Source organism: Azospirillum argentinense (assembly GCF_000632475.1).
Taxonomy (GTDB): domain Bacteria; phylum Pseudomonadota; class Alphaproteobacteria; order Azospirillales; family Azospirillaceae; genus Azospirillum; species Azospirillum baldaniorum.
The window spans coordinates 265,044-280,922 of record NZ_CP007794.1 but is presented as its reverse complement, the minus strand read 5'-3'; the positions used below and the strand labels follow the sequence as shown (position 1 = coordinate 280,922).

At 70.3% G+C, this 15,879-nt stretch carries 15 protein-coding genes; 9 read left to right on the top strand and 6 right to left on the bottom strand.

Translation table 11 applies throughout. The features are described from left to right. Positions 1–2: 2 nt before the first annotated feature. The 3 genes from nirD to cobA are packed head-to-tail and all read left to right on the top strand — an operon-like array spanning position 3 to position 4,067. A complete protein-coding gene (gene nirD / locus ABAZ39_RS15505; protein ID WP_051658154.1) occupies positions 3–359 on the top strand; it encodes a nitrite reductase small subunit NirD in 357 nt (118 codons plus the stop codon). Between the two features lie 59 nt (positions 360–418). Beyond that, complete coding sequence (locus ABAZ39_RS15500) at positions 419–3,145, top strand: nitrate reductase (RefSeq protein ID WP_051658153.1); 2,727 nt, start codon at positions 419–421, stop codon at positions 3,143–3,145. Continuing rightward, positions 3,114–4,067: a uroporphyrinogen-III C-methyltransferase gene (gene cobA / locus ABAZ39_RS15495; protein WP_063922667.1), complete on the top strand. Its 954-nt coding sequence runs from the start codon at positions 3,114–3,116 to the stop codon at positions 4,065–4,067. Before ABAZ39_RS15500 ends, cobA begins: the two co-directional genes overlap by 32 nt. Here the strand turns inward: cobA and ABAZ39_RS15490 are convergent. Further along, positions 3,990–4,781, bottom strand: a complete 792-nt coding sequence (locus ABAZ39_RS15490; protein WP_040133912.1) for a C40 family peptidase — start codon at positions 4,779–4,781, stop codon at positions 3,990–3,992. The genes cobA and ABAZ39_RS15490 overlap by 78 nt on opposite strands. 453 nt (positions 4,782–5,234) lie before the next feature. Between ABAZ39_RS15490 and ABAZ39_RS36920 the strand changes: the two genes are divergently transcribed. Further along, the gene (locus ABAZ39_RS36920; protein WP_051658152.1) at positions 5,235–5,534 is read left to right on the top strand and encodes a hypothetical protein; all 300 of its coding nucleotides are present in this window, start codon (positions 5,235–5,237) and stop codon (positions 5,532–5,534) included. Positions 5,535–5,666: 132 nt separating this feature from the next. Here ABAZ39_RS36920 and ABAZ39_RS15480 read toward each other — a convergent pair whose 3' ends face one another. Further along, a complete protein-coding gene (locus ABAZ39_RS15480; protein WP_051658151.1) occupies positions 5,667–7,763 on the bottom strand; it encodes a YgiQ family radical SAM protein in 2,097 nt (698 codons plus the stop codon). 297 nt (positions 7,764–8,060) lie between these two features. Between ABAZ39_RS15480 and ABAZ39_RS15475 the strand changes: the two genes are divergently transcribed. Continuing rightward, complete coding sequence (locus ABAZ39_RS15475) at positions 8,061–8,246, top strand: hypothetical protein (protein WP_040133911.1); 186 nt, start codon at positions 8,061–8,063, stop codon at positions 8,244–8,246. Between the two features lie 62 nt (positions 8,247–8,308). Beyond that, complete coding sequence (locus ABAZ39_RS15470; RefSeq protein ID WP_079285656.1) at positions 8,309–8,503, top strand: hypothetical protein; 195 nt, start codon at positions 8,309–8,311, stop codon at positions 8,501–8,503. A gap of 62 nt (positions 8,504–8,565) precedes the next feature. On the opposite strand, the gene ABAZ39_RS15465 is transcribed toward ABAZ39_RS15470, so the two are convergent. Beyond that, positions 8,566–10,356 carry a hypothetical protein gene (locus ABAZ39_RS15465; protein WP_247881690.1) on the bottom strand — a complete coding sequence of 597 codons (1,791 nt, stop codon included), beginning with the start codon at positions 10,354–10,356 and terminating at the stop codon, positions 8,566–8,568. A 577-nt stretch (positions 10,357–10,933) separates the two neighbouring features. On the opposite strand from ABAZ39_RS15465, the gene ABAZ39_RS15460 reads away from it, so the two are divergent. The 3 genes from ABAZ39_RS15460 (at position 10,934) to ABAZ39_RS15450 (ending at position 12,199) form a co-directional block, all read left to right on the top strand. After that, positions 10,934–11,485, top strand: coding sequence for a YcbK family protein (locus ABAZ39_RS15460; RefSeq protein WP_040133908.1), 552 nt, complete (start codon positions 10,934–10,936; stop codon positions 11,483–11,485). 166 nt (positions 11,486–11,651) lie between these two features. Then, positions 11,652–11,927, top strand: a complete 276-nt coding sequence (locus ABAZ39_RS15455) for a hypothetical protein (RefSeq protein WP_247875121.1) — start codon at positions 11,652–11,654, stop codon at positions 11,925–11,927. Between the two features lie 47 nt (positions 11,928–11,974). After that, positions 11,975–12,199 (top strand): hypothetical protein, encoded by a 225-nt coding sequence (locus tag ABAZ39_RS15450; RefSeq protein ID WP_035677842.1) that lies wholly within the window; start codon positions 11,975–11,977, stop codon positions 12,197–12,199. Positions 12,200–12,301: 102 nt separating this feature from the next. Here the strand turns inward: ABAZ39_RS15450 and ABAZ39_RS15445 are convergent, their stop codons facing one another. The 3 genes from ABAZ39_RS15445 to ABAZ39_RS15435 form a co-directional block, all read right to left on the bottom strand. After that, a complete protein-coding gene (locus tag ABAZ39_RS15445; protein WP_236778257.1) occupies positions 12,302–12,532 on the bottom strand; it encodes a hypothetical protein in 231 nt (76 codons plus the stop codon). Between the two features lie 220 nt (positions 12,533–12,752). Next, complete coding sequence (uvrC, locus tag ABAZ39_RS15440) at positions 12,753–14,597, bottom strand: excinuclease ABC subunit UvrC (protein WP_040133907.1); 1,845 nt, start codon at positions 14,595–14,597, stop codon at positions 12,753–12,755. Between the two features lie 99 nt (positions 14,598–14,696). After that, positions 14,697–15,821 carry a LacI family DNA-binding transcriptional regulator gene (locus ABAZ39_RS15435; protein WP_051658149.1) on the bottom strand — a complete coding sequence of 375 codons (1,125 nt, stop codon included), beginning with the start codon at positions 15,819–15,821 and terminating at the stop codon, positions 14,697–14,699. Positions 15,822–15,879 lie beyond the last annotated feature (58 nt).

Here is a 15,879-nt window from a genome sequence, read left to right as displayed (position 1 = left end):
AGATGGATCAGAGCATTTCCTGGATCACCGTCGGCTCGGTCGAGGACATTCCCCGCCAGGGGTCCCGCGTGGTGCGGACCGACTTCGGCGACATCGCCCTGTTCCGCACCGTGGCGGACGAGGTCTACGCGCTGGAGGACCGCTGCCCGCACGCCGGCGGCCCGCTGTCGCAGGGCATCGTCCACGGGGCGCGGGTGACCTGCCCGTTGCACAGCTGGGTGATCGACCTCGCCAGCGGCGAGGCGGTCGGCCCGGACGAGGGCTGCGCCGGCCATTGCCCAGTGCGGGTGGTGGACGGCACGGTGCAGCTCGGGCTGGCCGCCTTCCGTCCGGGCCGCGGAGGGTGCGGCCATGGGTGAGGAAAGGCCCTATCCCCCCTCTCCCCTCTGGGGAGAGGGTCGGGTGAGGGGTTGCGCTTGTGCCGGACGCACCGCCACGCGCAACCCCCTCACCCTCCCCTCTCCCCAGAGGGGAGAGGGAATTTGCAAAGGAAGCGGTCCGCACCACCTGCCCTTACTGCGGTGTCGGCTGCGGCGTTCTGGCCTCCGTCGCCGCCGACGGCGCCGTCTCCGTCTCCGGCGACCCCGACCACCCGGCCAACCGCGGCAAGCTCTGCTCCAAGGGCACCAACCTGCCCGACACGCTGGGCCTCGCCGAACGGCTGCTCCATCCGGAGGTGGACGGGCGGCGCGTCGCCTGGGACGAGGCCATCGCCGCCGTCGCAACACGCCTGTCCGACACCATCGCCAGGCACGGCCCGGACTCGGTCGCCTTCTACGTCTCCGGCCAGTTGCTGACCGAGGACTATTACGCCGTCAACAAGCTGGCGAAGGGCTTTCTCGGCACCGCCAACATCGACACCAACTCACGCCTGTGCATGGCCTCCAGCGTGGCCGGCCACAAGCGCGGCTTCGGGGCCGACGCGGTGCCGGTGACCTACGAGGACCTGGACGAAGCCGATCTGGTCCTGCTGGTCGGCTCCAACCTCGCCTGGTGCCACCCGATCCTGAACCAGAGGCTGCTGGCGGCCAAGCGCACGCGCGGCACCCGCATCATAGCCATCGACCCGCGCCGCACCGCCACGGTGGACGGGGCCGACCGCCACCTGCCCATCCGCCCCGGCACCGACGCCCTGCTGTTCAACGGGCTGCTTGTTTATCTGGCTGACAACCATCTCGCCGACCACGGTCTGATCGACGCCCGTTTCGTCGCGCAGCACACCGCCGGTCTGGCGAAAACGCTGGAGGCCGCCCGCGCCGACGCCCCCTCCCCCGCCCATGTCGCCGCCCGCTGCGGTCTGCCGCTGGCCGAGATCGAGGCCTTCTACGCTGAAGTCGCAACGGTCCGCCGCACCGTCACCGTCTACTCCCAGGGGGTGAACCAGTCCTCCCAGGGGACGGACACGGTGAACGCCATCCTGAACATCCATTTCCTGACCGGGCGGATCGGCGCGCCGGGCATGGGGCCCTTCTCGGTCACCGGCCAGCCCAACGCCATGGGCGGGCGCGAGGTCGGCGGGCTTGCCAACCAGCTCGCCGCCCATATGGGGTTCGAGCCGGAGTCGGTGGACCGGCTGCGCCGCTTCTGGAACGCGCCGCGGGTGGCGGACAAGCCCGGCCTGAAGGCGGTGGACCTGTTCCGCGCGGTGGAGGCGGGCACGGTGCGCGCCGTCTGGGTGATGGCGACCAACCCGGCGGTCAGCATGCCCGACGCCGCCCGCGTCCGCCGCGCGCTGGCAAACTGCGAAACCGTCATCGTGTCGGACTGCATCGCCGACACCGACACGGCGCGGCTGGCCCACATCCGCCTGCCCGCCGCGGGCTGGAGCGAGAAGGACGGCACCGTCACCAACTCTGATCGGACGATCTCCCGTCAGCGGGCCTTCCGTCCCCTGGCGGGCGAGGCGCGGCCCGACTGGTGGATCGTCACCCAGGTCGCCCGCGCCATGGGCCACACCGCCGCCTTCCCTTACGAAACGCTCGCCGACGTTTTTCGCGAGCACGCCGCCCTCTCCGCCTTCGAGAACGACGGCACGCGCGCCTTCGACATTGGCGGCCTCGCCGGGCTGTCCGACGCTGAATTTGAAACGCTCGCTCCTGCCCCCTGGCCGCGGCGGGTCGGCGAGGCTCCGACGCGCCGTCTCTATACCGACGGGCGCTTCTTCACCGAGGACGGGCGGGCGCGCTTCGTCCCGGTCACCTCCCGCCCCCTGCCCCGCTTGGTCGAGCCGGGTTCGCTGATGTTGAACACCGGCCGCCTGCGCGACCAGTGGCACACCATGACGCGCACCGGCCTGTCGCCGCGCCTCTCCGCCCACGCGCCGGAACCCTGCCTGGATCTCCACCCGCAGGACGCGGCGGCGCGCGGCTTGACCGACGGCGCTCTGGTCAGCCTCTCAACCCCCGTCGGTACGGCGCTGGCCCGGCTGCGCGTGACCGAAACGCAGCGGGTGGGGGACGCCTTCCTGCCCATGCACTGGACCGACCGCTTTGCCGCCTCCTGCGTCGTCGGGCGGCTGGTGGACGATCTGGCCGTGGACCCCGTATCCGGCCAGCCGGACCTGAAGCGGATGCCGGTGACGGTCGTCCCCTACCCCGCCGCCTGGACCGGCTTCCTGATCGCCCGCGAGCCCTTGGAGCCCGCCCACGGCGGCTATTGGTCCCGCCGCGCCGTCCCCGGCGGCCACCTGATCGAGTTGGCCGGTGAGGGCGCCCTGCCCGCTCCGGAGGCGCTGGCGTTCGGCTTCGCCGGGGCGACGGTCGATTACAGCGACACGGCCCGCGGCGTGCTGCGCCGCGCCTGGGTGACCCACGACCGGCTGGAGGCCTGTCTGTTCCTCTCCAGTTCCGGCGCCCTGCCCAGCCGTGGCTGGCTGGTCGAGCTGCTGTCGGCGGAGACGCTGGACGGTCCCGCCCGCCGCGCCCTGCTCTCCGGCCGGTCGCCGGTTCCCACGGCGGATGAGGGGCGGACGGTCTGTTCCTGCTTCGGCGTCGGCGTCAACCGCCTGATCGCCGCCATCCAGAGCCAAGGCCTGACCACGGTCCAGGAGGTCGGAGCGGCCCTGCGGGCCGGGACCAACTGCGGCTCCTGCATCCCCGAACTCAAGGAGATCCTTGCCGATGCCCAGCGCAGCCATGTGGCTTGACGGTCTTGTCTCCCGGTCCGGAGGCAAGCGTTTCAACTTCATCGTCGCTCTGCGCGCCGCGCTGGGCTCCGCGTTGCGTCCGCACACGACCCGCCGCGTCGCCCGCGCCATCCCGCAGGCGGGCACGCGGACCCCGCACGTCACGCTGGTCGGCGCCGGGCCGGGGGACCCCGACCTGCTCACCGTCGCGGCGGCGCGGGCCATCGCGCAGGCGGAGGTGATCCTCTACGACCATCTCGTCGGGGCGGGCATCCTCGCCCTGGCGCCGCCGGGGGCGGAACTGATCTGCGTCGGCAAGCGGTCGGGCCAGCACTCCCACTCGCAGGAGGCCATCAACGATCTGATCGCGGCGCAGGCCCGCAGCGGGCGGCGCACCGTGCGGCTGAAGGGCGGTGATCCGATGATCTTCGGCCGGGCCGGCGAGGAGATCGAGCATCTGGAGCGTGTCGGAATCAGCGTGTCGGTGATCCCCGGCATCACCGCGGCGCTCGGCTGCGCGTCCAGCGCCGGGCTGTCGCTGACCAAGCGCGGCGTGTCACGCGCCGTCACCTTCGTCACCGCCCATGCCCGCGAGGGCGACGCGACCGAGCCGGACTGGGCGCGACTGGCCGACCCCAAGGGCACGCTGGCGATCTACATGGGCCGAGAGGCCGCCCGGCGCGTCGGACGCGGCCTGACCGCCGGCGGCCTCTCCCCCGACACGCCGGTGCTGGCGGTGGAGAACGGCTGCCGTCCCGACGAGCGCCACCACCGCACGACGCTGGGCGCCATGGCCGAGCGGGGCGTAGCGGCGGGCGACGGTCCGACGCTGCTTTTGATCGGCTGGGCGCTGGAGAGCCGGGTGCTAGAAGACGGGGCGGCGCACGCCGGTGATGCCCTCGGCGCGGGCGGCCACGTCGGCCAGAGGTTCGGTCACGACTGACATGGTGAAGACGGTGGCGTGCAGCAGCGTGGCGCCGTCCAGCATGATGCCGACATGGCCGGGGAAGAACACGATATCGCCACGGCGGTAGTCGACCCCCTGCCCGTCCGTTGAGACCATCGGCCCCAGCCGGTCGTCGTTGCGCTGCATCCCGCTGCTGTGGTGGGTGGTGATCCCCGCCGCGCGCAGCGCCACTTGGACGAGGCCGGAGCAGTCGATGCCGAAGGCGCTCCGCCCGCCCCAGACATAGGGCGTCTCCAGGAAGCGCAGCGCCGTCTCCACCGGAACGCGATCCAGCGGCACGGCCACCGGCTCCAGCAATTTGCCGAAGGTCCACAGCCCGTTGTCGAGCCGGACCCAGCCCCCTGGAAACTGGGCGTCCGCTTGCTCCGCCACGGTCACCAGACTGCCGAAGCTCAGCGCCGCCATCGGCACCGCCTTGTGGGTGGGCGCCGGGTGCAGGTTCGCCACGCGCCCGGACACGCGGTGGGTCGGGGCGACCGGCTCCGTCAGGTCCGTGCCGGGGGGAAGCCAGCCGACATGGCCGTCGGTGCGGTTTTCCACCTTCACCCAGTCGCCATCCCGGTCGAGCGGCGTACATGTTTCACCGAACAGCATCTCGCTGGTTTGCGGGACGCCGTGCCTCGGCTGTTCCAGCAGGACGGCCAGTGGGGCGGCGAGCCGGCGGATCGGGGTGGTCAGTGCATCGGTCATGCCGGTCACGCTAGAGCCCGCCCCGCCGGAATGCAAGCCAGAGGACCGTTCCGGACAATCCTCCGGGAGACGGGGATTTGCTATGGATTTGACGCTTTTCGACAGGAGAGTGCGATGGGCAACCGTGTGAGGCGCCTGGGACTCGCGGCGGCGACAGGGGCATGTCTGCTGGCCGGTGCGGCCGCCGCGCAGATGGCTCCCCAGGCGGCCACCCAGGGTCCCCTACGGCTCGTGCCGCAGCCCATTCCCTCTCCGGCTCCTTCTCCGGCGGTGGAGCAGCCCCCTGCCCCGCCGGTCCCCGTTCCACCGCAGCCGTTCCCGGCGGCCACGGTGGTCCGGCCGGGTCAGCCCGCAGCCAACCCTGCGCCCATCCCGCAGCCAGCCGCGAGCGCTGACCCGGCCCAAATCCATCCGCCCACGCCGCGCCCCCAACCGACCGACGGGGTCGCGGCGGTGCGCGCCTTCTATGACGCCTTGGGGCAGGCGGACGCCGCGCGGGCCAACACCTACGTCATTCCCGAGAAGCGGGGCAGCGGGGCCTACGACATCGCGTCCATGAACCGTTTTTACGGCAACATGAGCGTTCCCGTCCGTCTGCTGGCCGCGGAGCCCATCGGCCGGAATGCCGTGCGGGTGCGCTACCATTATGTCTATGTGAACGGCCGCAACTGCGACGGCGCCGCCGAGGTCGCGCTGGCCGAGCGGGACGGGTTGGCGCTGATCGAACGTATCCGCGCGCTCAACGACTGCTGAGGTCTTGTCCCCTCTCCCCTCCGGGGAGAGGGTTAGGGTGAGGGGGTTGCGCGTGGCGTCACGTCCGGCACACGCGCAACCCCACGCCGTAGGCGTGGGTCCCCGTCCCCTCCTCCCCGGACGGGGAGAGGGCTACCTTGCCCGTCCTGTCGGCTTGCCGGCCTTGGCCGGCGTCCGGCGGCCCTTGCCGGCCTGCTGGGTGTAGAAGGTCTTGCCCGGCTTCGGCCTGTCCGCTCCGGGTTTGTCCGCCTTGCCCACGCCCCCTGTCGTCTGCCAGGCCGGCACGAGCTGGTGCTCGCCCGGCCCGATCAGATCGCTGCGGCCCATGGCCTTCAGCGCGTCGCGCAGCACCGGCCAGTTCTCCGGGTCGTGGTAGCGCAGGAAGGCCTTGTGCAGGCGGCGCTGCTTCAGTCCCTTGGCCGAGAACACCGTCTCCGAGCCCTCGCGACGGATCGGGCGCAGCGGGTTGCGGTCGCTGTGGTACATCGCCGTGGCGAGCGCCATGGGGGAGGGCAGGTAGGTCTGCACCTGATCGGCCTTGAAGCCGTTCCGCTTCAGCCACAAGGCGAGGTTCATCATGTCCTCGTCGCTGGTGCCGGGGTGGGCGGCGATGAAGTAGGGGATCAGGTAGAGCTTCTTGCCCGCCGCCTTGGCCGCCTTCTCGAACATCTCCTTGAAGCGGTCGTAGGTGCCGATGCCCGGCTTCATCATCTTGGACAGCGGGCCGGGCTCGGTGTGCTCCGGCGCGATCTTCAGGTAGCCGCCGACATGGTGGGTCACCAGCTCCTTCACATACTCCGGGCTGCGGACGGCGAGGTCGTAGCGCAGGCCCGAGGCGATGTTGATCTTCTTCACGCCGGGGATGGCGCGGGCCTTGCGGTAGAGCTGGATCAGGTCGCTGTGATCGGTGTTCAGGTTCTTGCAGATGTCCGGGAAGACGCAGGACGGGCGACGGCAGACCTTCTCGATCTCCGGGTCCTTGCAGGCCATGCGGTACATGTTGGCGGTCGGCCCGCCCATGTCGGAGATGACCCCGGTGAAGCCCTTCACCTTGTCGCGGATCTCCTCGATCTCCTTGAGGATCGAGCCCTCCGACCGGCTCTGGATGATGCGCCCCTCATGCTCGGTGATCGAGCAGAAGGAACAGCCGCCGAAGCAGCCGCGCATGATGTTCACCGAGAAGCGGATCATCTCCCAGGCTGGGATGCGCGCGTCGCCGTAGGCCGGGTGGGGCGCGCGGGCGTAGGGCAGGCCATAGACCCCGTCCATCTCCGCCGTGGTCAGCGGGATCGGCGGCGTGGTCAGCCAGACCTCGCGGTCGCCGTGCCGCTGCACCAGCGCGCGGGCATTGCCGGGGTTGCTCTCCTGGTGCAGCACCCGCGAGGCGTGGGCGTAGAGCACCTTGTCGGCACTGACCTGCTCGAAGGAGGGCAGGCGGACCACGGTGCGGTCGGCCCCGGCGGCGCGCGGGGCGGCGGGGGTCAGCTCGTCGATGCTGCTGCTGTCGATGACGGTCCAGCCGTCCGGCACGCGGCTGCGGACGATGGAGGTGCCGCGGACGTCGTCGATCTCCCGCGCCTTCTCCCCGGCGGCGATGCGGTGGGCGACGTCGATGATCGCGCGCTCGGCGTTGCCGTAGCACAGGATGTCGGCCTTGGAGTCCACCAGGACGGAGCGGCGGACCTTCTCGCTCCAATGGTCGTACTGGGCGATGCGGCGGAGGCTCGCCTCGATGCCGCCGAGCACGATGGGCACGTCCTTGTAGGCTTCGCGGCAGCGCTGGCTGTAGACGATCACCGCACGGTCGGGCCGTTTGCCGCCCTCGTCGTTGGGGGTGTAGCTGTCGTTGTGACGCAGGCGGCGGTCCGAGGTGTAGTGGTTCACCATCGAGTCCATGTTGCCGCCGGTCACCCCGAAGAACAGGTTGGGCTTGCCCAGCGCCTTGAACGGCTCCGCGCTGCTCCAGTCCGGCTGGGCGATGATGCCGACGCGGAAGCCCTGCGCCTCCAGCAGCCGCCCGATGATCGCCATGCCGAAGCTGGGGTGGTCGACATAGGCGTCGCCGGTCACCACCACGATGTCGCAGCTATCCCAGCCCAGCCGGTCCATCTCCGCCCGGGTCATCGGCAGGAAGGGCGCCGGCCGCCGGGCCTCCGTCCGGTGCCGGGGGAGGGAGAAGATGTCCCGCGCCGCCGGAACGGCGACGGTGGGCGTGGCTTCGTTGAGCATGACGCTCTCCGTTCGGGCCGCCGGTGCGCGGGACGCGCGGCCGGGGCGGGGTGCTTGATGGTCGGGTGCCGGTTTCATACCGGCAATGTCCGGCATGGTCCACCGCGCGAGTCCCTACGGAAGTGCCGCGGCGCGGTCAAGGATTGCCTGACCGTCGGGGTCAACTTTATACGCGATTATGACGCCGTGATGTGTGCAGCCGGGCCGCTCTCGGCAAGGGGCCTGTTGCAACAGGTGTCCCGGCACCCTGTTGGGAAGGGCTTAGACGCAAGCCTTTCCCATGGACAGGAGTGGACCATGAGCACCGACAAGCGATACGGCGACCAGCGCGACGAACCGCTCGACATCAAGAACACCCGCGCCGACCCCGCCATCGACGAGGAGAAGATGGGCTTCCAGAACATCGAAGGACCGGGCGCCGACACCAGAAAGGATAAGGCGCCGGGCACGGACGACTCTCCGGACAGCGCACCCCGGCCGTGACGGGGACCCTGCAGGCGCCGCGGACGTTGTTCGCTGGAACCACAACAAAGCGGAGGTTCGCCATGGCTGAAGAGAAGACGCCCGACAGCCCTTCCCAGGCGGGGGGCGAGGCAGGGAAGGACTCCCCGCTGGAGGACAAGACCAAGACGCCCGGTGATGGGACGCTCCAGGACGCCGTTCCCGCCGGAACCACGTCCGACGAGCTGCGGCGGCGGGCGGAAGAGGATGACGGGTCCGTCCAGCCGGGCACCGGCTGACGCGTCGTCGGCGTCGTCGGTTTCATCATACGACGTCGTATGAGAGCGACGGGGTATGAGAGCTACCGGGTGACGCTCTCGCCCGCGGGCGCGGCCAATCCGACAATGGCATAGCTGCTGCGGATGGCCGCGTCCAGCGTTGGGGGCAGGGGCTGGATGCGCTGCTCCCGCGCGGCGCGGCGGGCGAAATCGGGGTCCGCCGCCAGGGCCCGCGTCGCCGCCGCCTTGGCCTCGTCCATCCGGCCCATCTGCACGAAGGCGACTGCCAGAGCGGCCTGGGCCGGGGCGGCGGCGGTCACCTCGAACTCCAGCTTCGTGCTGTCCGGGTGCCCATGGCGCTGCAGGGCAAGGCTGTAGGCGGGCAGAAGCCGTTCCCGCTGCGCCGGGTCGCGCTCCATCGCCTGCTCCAGCAAGGGCAGGCCCTTCGCGGATTGTCCAGCCTCGACATGCCAGAGACCGAGGTCACCCAGCACATGGGCGTTCCCGGGAGACGCCTGCAAGGCGCGCTGCCCGGTGGCAAAGCAGGCGGCGTACTGCCCGCTTAGGCAATAGGCGGTGTAGAGCGCCGTCAACGGGCGCAGCGACGTCGGCTCCAGTTCGGTGGCACGCAGGGCGGCGGCCAAGGCATCGTTCAGGGCGTCGTCGTTCCGTTCCGCCCGATAGGCGTCGGATTGCAGCAGGGACAGCGCCGACCAGAGGCGGGCGGACTCGCCGGCGCTGGTCGTCAGCGCGTTGGCCGCGGAGGTCAGGCAACCGTTCAGAGCGGCTCGCTCGGCCGGCGGAACTTCATGCCGTCCGGTGGCGAGAAAGGCGCATTCGCGCGGCGACAGGCTGGTGGTCGGTTTGGCGCGCAGACGCGCGGTGCCCGCCGGCAGGAGAGGGCCTTGCGCAGCGGTGAGCGGCTCGATGATGCCGTCTGCCAGGGATTGCGGCGTGGGCGTGCCCAGCGGCCCCGCCGGACGGTCCAGGCTGCTGGTCCACAGCACCGTCCCGGTGGCGAGGTCGGTCAGGTGCACGACCAGACGCACCGCCGCATCATGCCCCTGGAGGCTTCCGGACAGGCGAAGCCCCTGGTGGGGCAGGGCGGCGGTCGCCGGCGGATCGATCCGCACCGGGAGATCGGTGCGGTTGGCGAGGCCGCTGGCGATCTCGTCGGTGAGCATGGCGGCGAGGGCACCGTCCTCCACCGACTGGCCGCTGGTCCGGAAGGGGCCGACGACGATGGTCATCGATGCATCGGCCGCTGCGGATGGCGTGGCCGGCCCTGACCCCGTCGGCTCCGCGCCGGCCATGATCGGATGCGGGCCGAGCGCCAATGCCTCTTCCACGTCGGCGGGCGTGGCGAGCGTCCGACCGACCAGCAGGCCGGCCAACCCGACCGCGATCAGCACGACGGCGGCCAACCCGGCGATGCGCAGGGAGACGGGCCTGCGCATTGTGTCCGCCGTCGGAACGGCACGAGGGTCGGGCAGGGCAGGGGGCGGATCGTCGTTCAGCCGCTCGAAGCGGGGGGCGTAGCCGCCCTTCGGAACGACGATGCGGATCGGGTCCTCGCGGCCTGCGGTCAGATAGTAATGCTCCAGGCTGCGGCGCAGCCGCCCGGCTTCCAACCGCACGATGGGATCGGATTGCGGGTCAAAGCTCGGCTCCCGGTTGAAGACGCTGACGGCGATGCAGTAGGCCTTGATCTGCTGCGCCCGCCCGTCCAGGCACTCCTCGACCACATAGCGCAGGAAGCGGCGGTTGCGGTCCGATGCGTCGAAATGGTCGCTCGCCAAAATCCGCTCAAGCTGGGTCCTGACGGCACGATCATCCAATGCCCACCCCTGCGCGGGCGGAGTTTCCTCGGTCATTCGTGACGTCTCCCGAACGTTGAGAAAGACGACGGACGATCCTTCTCAAAAGGGGTGGGTCGATGTGTTGCCGGCATTCTTCCATCCGAAAAAACTGATGTCCATTGGCCCTGTGCTTTTAGGACGGGCCCTATTCCCGAAGTCCGCCCGTTTCTCTGATCGTTGGGATAGGGCGGTCATCCAAAGGCTGGGGGCGCCGGACCGAAGGCGGCGGGAGCCACCCCCGCCGAACGGGGCGTAAACTACCGTATGCTACCCGCCGTGGCGGAACGGTCGGGCCGTTGTCCGGGTTACCCGCCGCCGGACAGGGGACTCGACACGGGAGAGCCCGAGCACTGGCTGAAGGCTTCTCCCGTCCCCGCGGCACGCCCGGCTCACCGACGCGCATCCCCCGCCGTCGGCCCCGCCGTCATCAGGGCGTGCCGACATCTTCCGGTTTTCCCTGTTCTCGGCTTCGGTAACGCAACGCACCGGTGGTTCCATGTCGTTTTTGTCGTCGTCTTTTTTGTCGTCTCTGAACGTTCCGTCGCGCCGCTATCCGACACCGCACCTTCAAACATCTCCCCATAAATCCCCGATGGATCAGCCCGCCGCGGCCGCGCTGACGCGCCGCGGCATCTTCGGGCTGGGGGCCGCCGTGGCGGTCGGCGTCTGCAACAGCCGCAGCGCCGCGGCGTGGGAACCGGCGCCGGAGCGCACGCTGCGGATCTACAACTGCCTGACGGGGGAGGGCTTCGACGGCGTCTATTGGGCGGAGGGGCGTCCGGTCGCGGAGGCAATGGCCCGCATCGACTGGGTGCTGCGCGATCATCGCAGCGACGATTGCCACCGCATCGATCTCGCCCTGCTGAACCGTCTGTCGGAGATGCAGGAGAAGCTGGACAGCCAGCATCCGTTCGAAGTGCTGTCGGCTTTCCGTTCCCAGGAAACCAACCGCCGCGTCAAGGGGGCGGCGACGGGCAGCCTGCATCTGCAGGGGCGGGCGGTCGATCTGCGCCTGCAGGGGCGGCGCGCGGTGGACCTCTACCGCTGCGCCCTATCCTTCGGCGACGGCGGGGCGGGCTGCTACGCCAAGCGGAACTTCGTCCATGTGGACACCGGGCCGACGCGGCGCTGGATGGGGGCCTGAACGTGGCGGCGCCGAGTCGGGACTTTTCGTCGCAGAACCTTTTGCCAGGGGGCATCGGGCGAAGGGCATTACGCCGATGGATGGATTGTGCGCAGGACGGAGGAAGCGCACCATAGCCCGAAAAAGAAGGCCATATGATTAGGCCAATGCTCTTTGGGAGGAGCCCATGCTAACCCCAACCGACCTTGCGGACTCCCGGGGCCGCAGCTCATCGGCGCGCCGTCACCCGTCGGCGGACCCGGCCCGGATGGCCCAGGCCCGCACGCTAGCGGGCTGGATCGCCGTGATCGCCGAAGACCGCGGCCTGGACGAGCGTGGCGTGGCATCCGCCACCGGCCTGGACATCGAGGACGTCCGGGCGGTTCTCGGCGGCACCGTGTTCATGATGCCCGTGAGCACGCTCGACCGCGCGCTGCGCCGCCTGGAAGGCCGCCCGCACTGAGAAGCCGCAAACCCGCCTCTCCCTGCCCGCCGGCACAGGAGGACCGCATGACCCATCACGTCCGCAAACGGAGCAGCGCCATGGACCGCTCGGAGAAACGCGATGCCATCACCCGCATCCGCCACGCCGCCGAACAGCAGGGGCTGGACGCCGGCGATCTGGCCCGGATGACCGGTCTGGCACCGGGGCACGCCCGCGCGATCCTGTCCGGTTTCGGCTCGACGGTTCCGCGCGATGCCCTGGACCGCACGGTGTCCGTCCTGCCGGAGTGACGGAACGCTCGTGACGGCATACTCATAACGGCACGCTGAAATGGAAACGGCGGCGCACCGGGTGCGCCGCCGTTGTTCCTGAACCTTATGGAGTGCCGCGGTTCAGGCGACCGAGAGTACGTCCAGATAGACGTTTGCCGGCTCGGTCAGGTGAATCCGGTACAGCATGCCCGTCTGGTCGACGATGATGCTGGCGACGGGGTTCTTCGCGGCCATGTCGGTGACAGCGGCGCGCACGTTGCGCGGCAGGCTGTCGAGTTCGACGTCGCGGTAGCCGTTCTTATCGGAGAACTTGATGGTCTTCTGGCCCATGGTCAGGCGCCCTGCGTGCATGCTCTGTTTGCGGTGCGCGGACCATGATCCTGCCGGGTTAAGGAAGCACTAACCAAAAAACCGCGCAAACGCAGGACTGGTGAGCGGCGGCTGCATCGGTGTCTCTGGAATAATTCGGGCCGCGCTTGCCCCCACCCTAACCCTCCCCCGCTGGGCGGGGGAGGGGACTTTTCTCCCTCCCCTGCGATAGCGGGGGAGGGCCGGGGTGGGGGCAAGCGGCTTACCCATGAAAATGCTCGAACACCCTCCGGGCCAGCGCCGCGCTGATGCCGGGGGTGGCCTCCAGATCCTTCAGCCCGGCCGAGGCCACCGCGGTGGAACTGCCGAAATGGTGAAGCAGGGCCTTCTTGCGGGACGGGCCGACGCCGGGGATGCCGTCGATGCGGGTGTGGTCCATCGCCTTCAGGCGGCGGGTGCGGTGGGCGTCGATGGCCGTCCGGTGGGCCTCGTCGCGCAGCCGTTGCAGGAAGTAGAGCACCGGGTCGTTGGGCTCCAGCCGGAAGGGCTCGCGGTCCGGCAGGAAGAAGCGCTCGCGCCCGGCGTCGCGGTCCGGGCCCTTGGCGATGGCGGCCAGCGGCACACCCGCGATGCCCAGCCCGTCCAGGACCGCGCGGGCGGTGTTCAGCTGGCCGAGGCCGCCGTCGATCAGCACCAGATCGGGCCACTGGCCGCCGCTGCGCTGCGGGTCCTCGCGCAGCGCGCGCCCGAAGCGGCGGGTCAGCACTTCGCGCAGCATGGCGTAATCGTCGCCGGCCGCCACGGGGTCCTTGATGTGGAAGCGGCGCCCCGCGTTGCGCTGGATGCCCTCCGGCCCGGCGACCACCATGGCGCCGACCGGGAAGGCCCCCTGGATGTGCGAGTTGTCGTAGATTTCGATACGGGCCGGTGTTTTCGGAAGACCGAAGACGCGGGCCACCCCGGCCAGCAGCTTGCCCTGGGCGGAGCGTTCGGCCATGCGCCGCCCGTGCGCCTCGCGCGCGTTGGTCAGCGCGTGTTCGACGACGCGGCGCTTGGGGCCGCGCCGGGGAAACTCCACCTCCACCCGCCGTCCGGCGGCCAGGGTCAGCGCCTCGGCCAGCAGGGTGCGCTCCGGGATGGCGTGGCTGAGCAGCAGGTGGCGGGGTGGCGGCGTCCCTTCGTAGAGCTGTGCGGCGAAGGCGGCGAGGATCGCGGCCGGCTCCTCGTCGCCATCGTGCCGAGGGAAGAAGGCGCGGGTGCCCTGGTTGCGCCCGCCGCGGAAGAAGAAGGCCTGGACGCAGGCGGTTCCGCCCTCGGCGTGGACCGCCAGCACGTCGGCGTCCTCCAGCACGCCTTCCAGATTGATGTCCTGGCGGCTTTGCAGGGCGGTCAGGGCGCGGATGCGGTCGCGCCAGCGGGCGGCGTCCTCGTAGGCCAGCCGGTCGGAGCAGTCCATCATGTGGCGGGCGAACTCCGCCTGGACGGCGGCGCTGCGCCCGGTCAGCACGTCGCGCACGCCCTGCATCTGCGCGGCGTACTCCTCCGCCGAGACGCGGCCGACGCAGGGGGCGGAGCAGCGCTTGATCTGGTGCTGGAGGCAGGGCCGCGTGCGCGCGGTGAAGGTGGCATCGTCGCAGTTGCGCAGCAGGAAGGCGCGCTGCAACGCGCCGATGGTCATGCCGACGAGCGCGGGGGAGGCGTAGGGGCCGAACAGGTCGCGTTTCCTGCCATGCCGGTCAGCGCTGCCGCGGTGGTGCATCAGCCTGGGGAATTCGTGACCCTCGCCAAGCGCGATGTAGGAAAAGGACCGGTCATCCTTCACCAGCACGTTGAAGGGCGGCAGCAGGCGGCGGATCAGGTTCGCCTCCAGCAGGAGGGCCTCCGCCTCGGTGTGGGTGGTGACGAACTCCATGGAGCGGGTCAGCGCCACCATGCGGCGGGTGCGGTTGGGCAGCCCGTCCGTCCGGGTGTAGCTGGCCACCCGGCGTTTCAAGTTCTTCGCCTTGCCGACATACAGGATGCGACCGTCCGCCCCGATCATCCGATAGACGCCGGGCGTGTCCGGCAGCGTCGGCAGGGTGGCGCGAATCACCGCGGCTCCATCCATAGCCCTGTTCCGGTGTGCTGATCACGATGGAGCGGAAGGAAGCAGGGGAACGAACCATGGACAAGGGACAATCGTCGGCCCTGTCCTTCAGGCCAGGATTCACCCCGCCGTCTGCCGCTCCACGCCCGCATCGGCGTCCGGGCGGGTGCTGTCGCGGACGACCAGCTCGCAATCCAGCCCGTGGTGCGGCTGGGCCACCGTGGTGCCGTTCAGCCGGGCCAGGATCTGGCCGGCGGCCAGTTCGCCGATCTCGCGCTGCGGCGGGCGGACGGTGGACAGCGGCGGCAGGCAGGCGGCGCTGAAGGTCAGATCGCCGAAGCCGATCACCGCCAGATCGTCGGGCACGCTCAGCCCGCGCCGGTTCGCCTCGAACAGCACGCCCAGCGCCATGGCGTCGTTGGAGCAGACCACCCCGTCGATGTCCGGATGCAGGGCGAACACCTCGTCGATCAGCCAGATGCCGACGGGGGTGGAGGCGGTGTCGGGGGCGGTGAAGGCGATCGGCTCGTGCAGGCCGCGGCGGCGCACCTCGTCCTCATAGCCGTCGGTGCGGCTGCGCACGCGCATGTCCTGATGCACGGCGGCGCCGATGTAGGCGACCTTGCGGCTGCCCTGGTCGTAGAGGTGGCTGGCCTGCCGGCGCCCCACCTCGAAGTGGGAGAAGCCGACCGTCATGTCCACCGCCGGGGTTTGGGCGGAGGGGATGTCCCACATCTCCACCACCGGCACGCCGGAGGAGCGCAGCATGGCGCGCGTCCGCTCGGTGTGGTGCAGGCCGGTGACCACCACCGCGGCGGGCGACCAGGCGAGGAAGGCGCGGATCAGCTCCTCCTCCCGCTCCGGATCGAACTCGCTGACGCCGAGCAGGGTCTGGTAATGGGCGGTCTGGAAGGCGCTTTGCAGCGTGTTGTAGGTTTCCGCGAAGAAGGAGTTGGTGATGGAGGGCAGGATCACCCCCACCGTCCGGCTCTTCGCCGCGGCGAGGCTGCCCGCCACGAGGTTGGGCACGTAGCCGAGCTGGTCGATCACCGTCCGCACACGGGTCGCCAGCTCCTCCGACACCGCCTCCGGCTTGCGCAGATAGAGCGAGACGGTGCTGGGCGACACGCCGGCGGCATTGGCCACGTCCGTCATGGTCAGCCGCTCCGTGGCGCGGCGGGTCTTCTTGCGGATGGGTTTGGCGGGTTTCGGCGGAAACGGCTTGGCGGGCGGCTGTGCGGTCATTCTCGTCCTTCCCTGCGGCGAACCCCGCCGCGCGGCGAGGCGGCATCATAGCACGCCG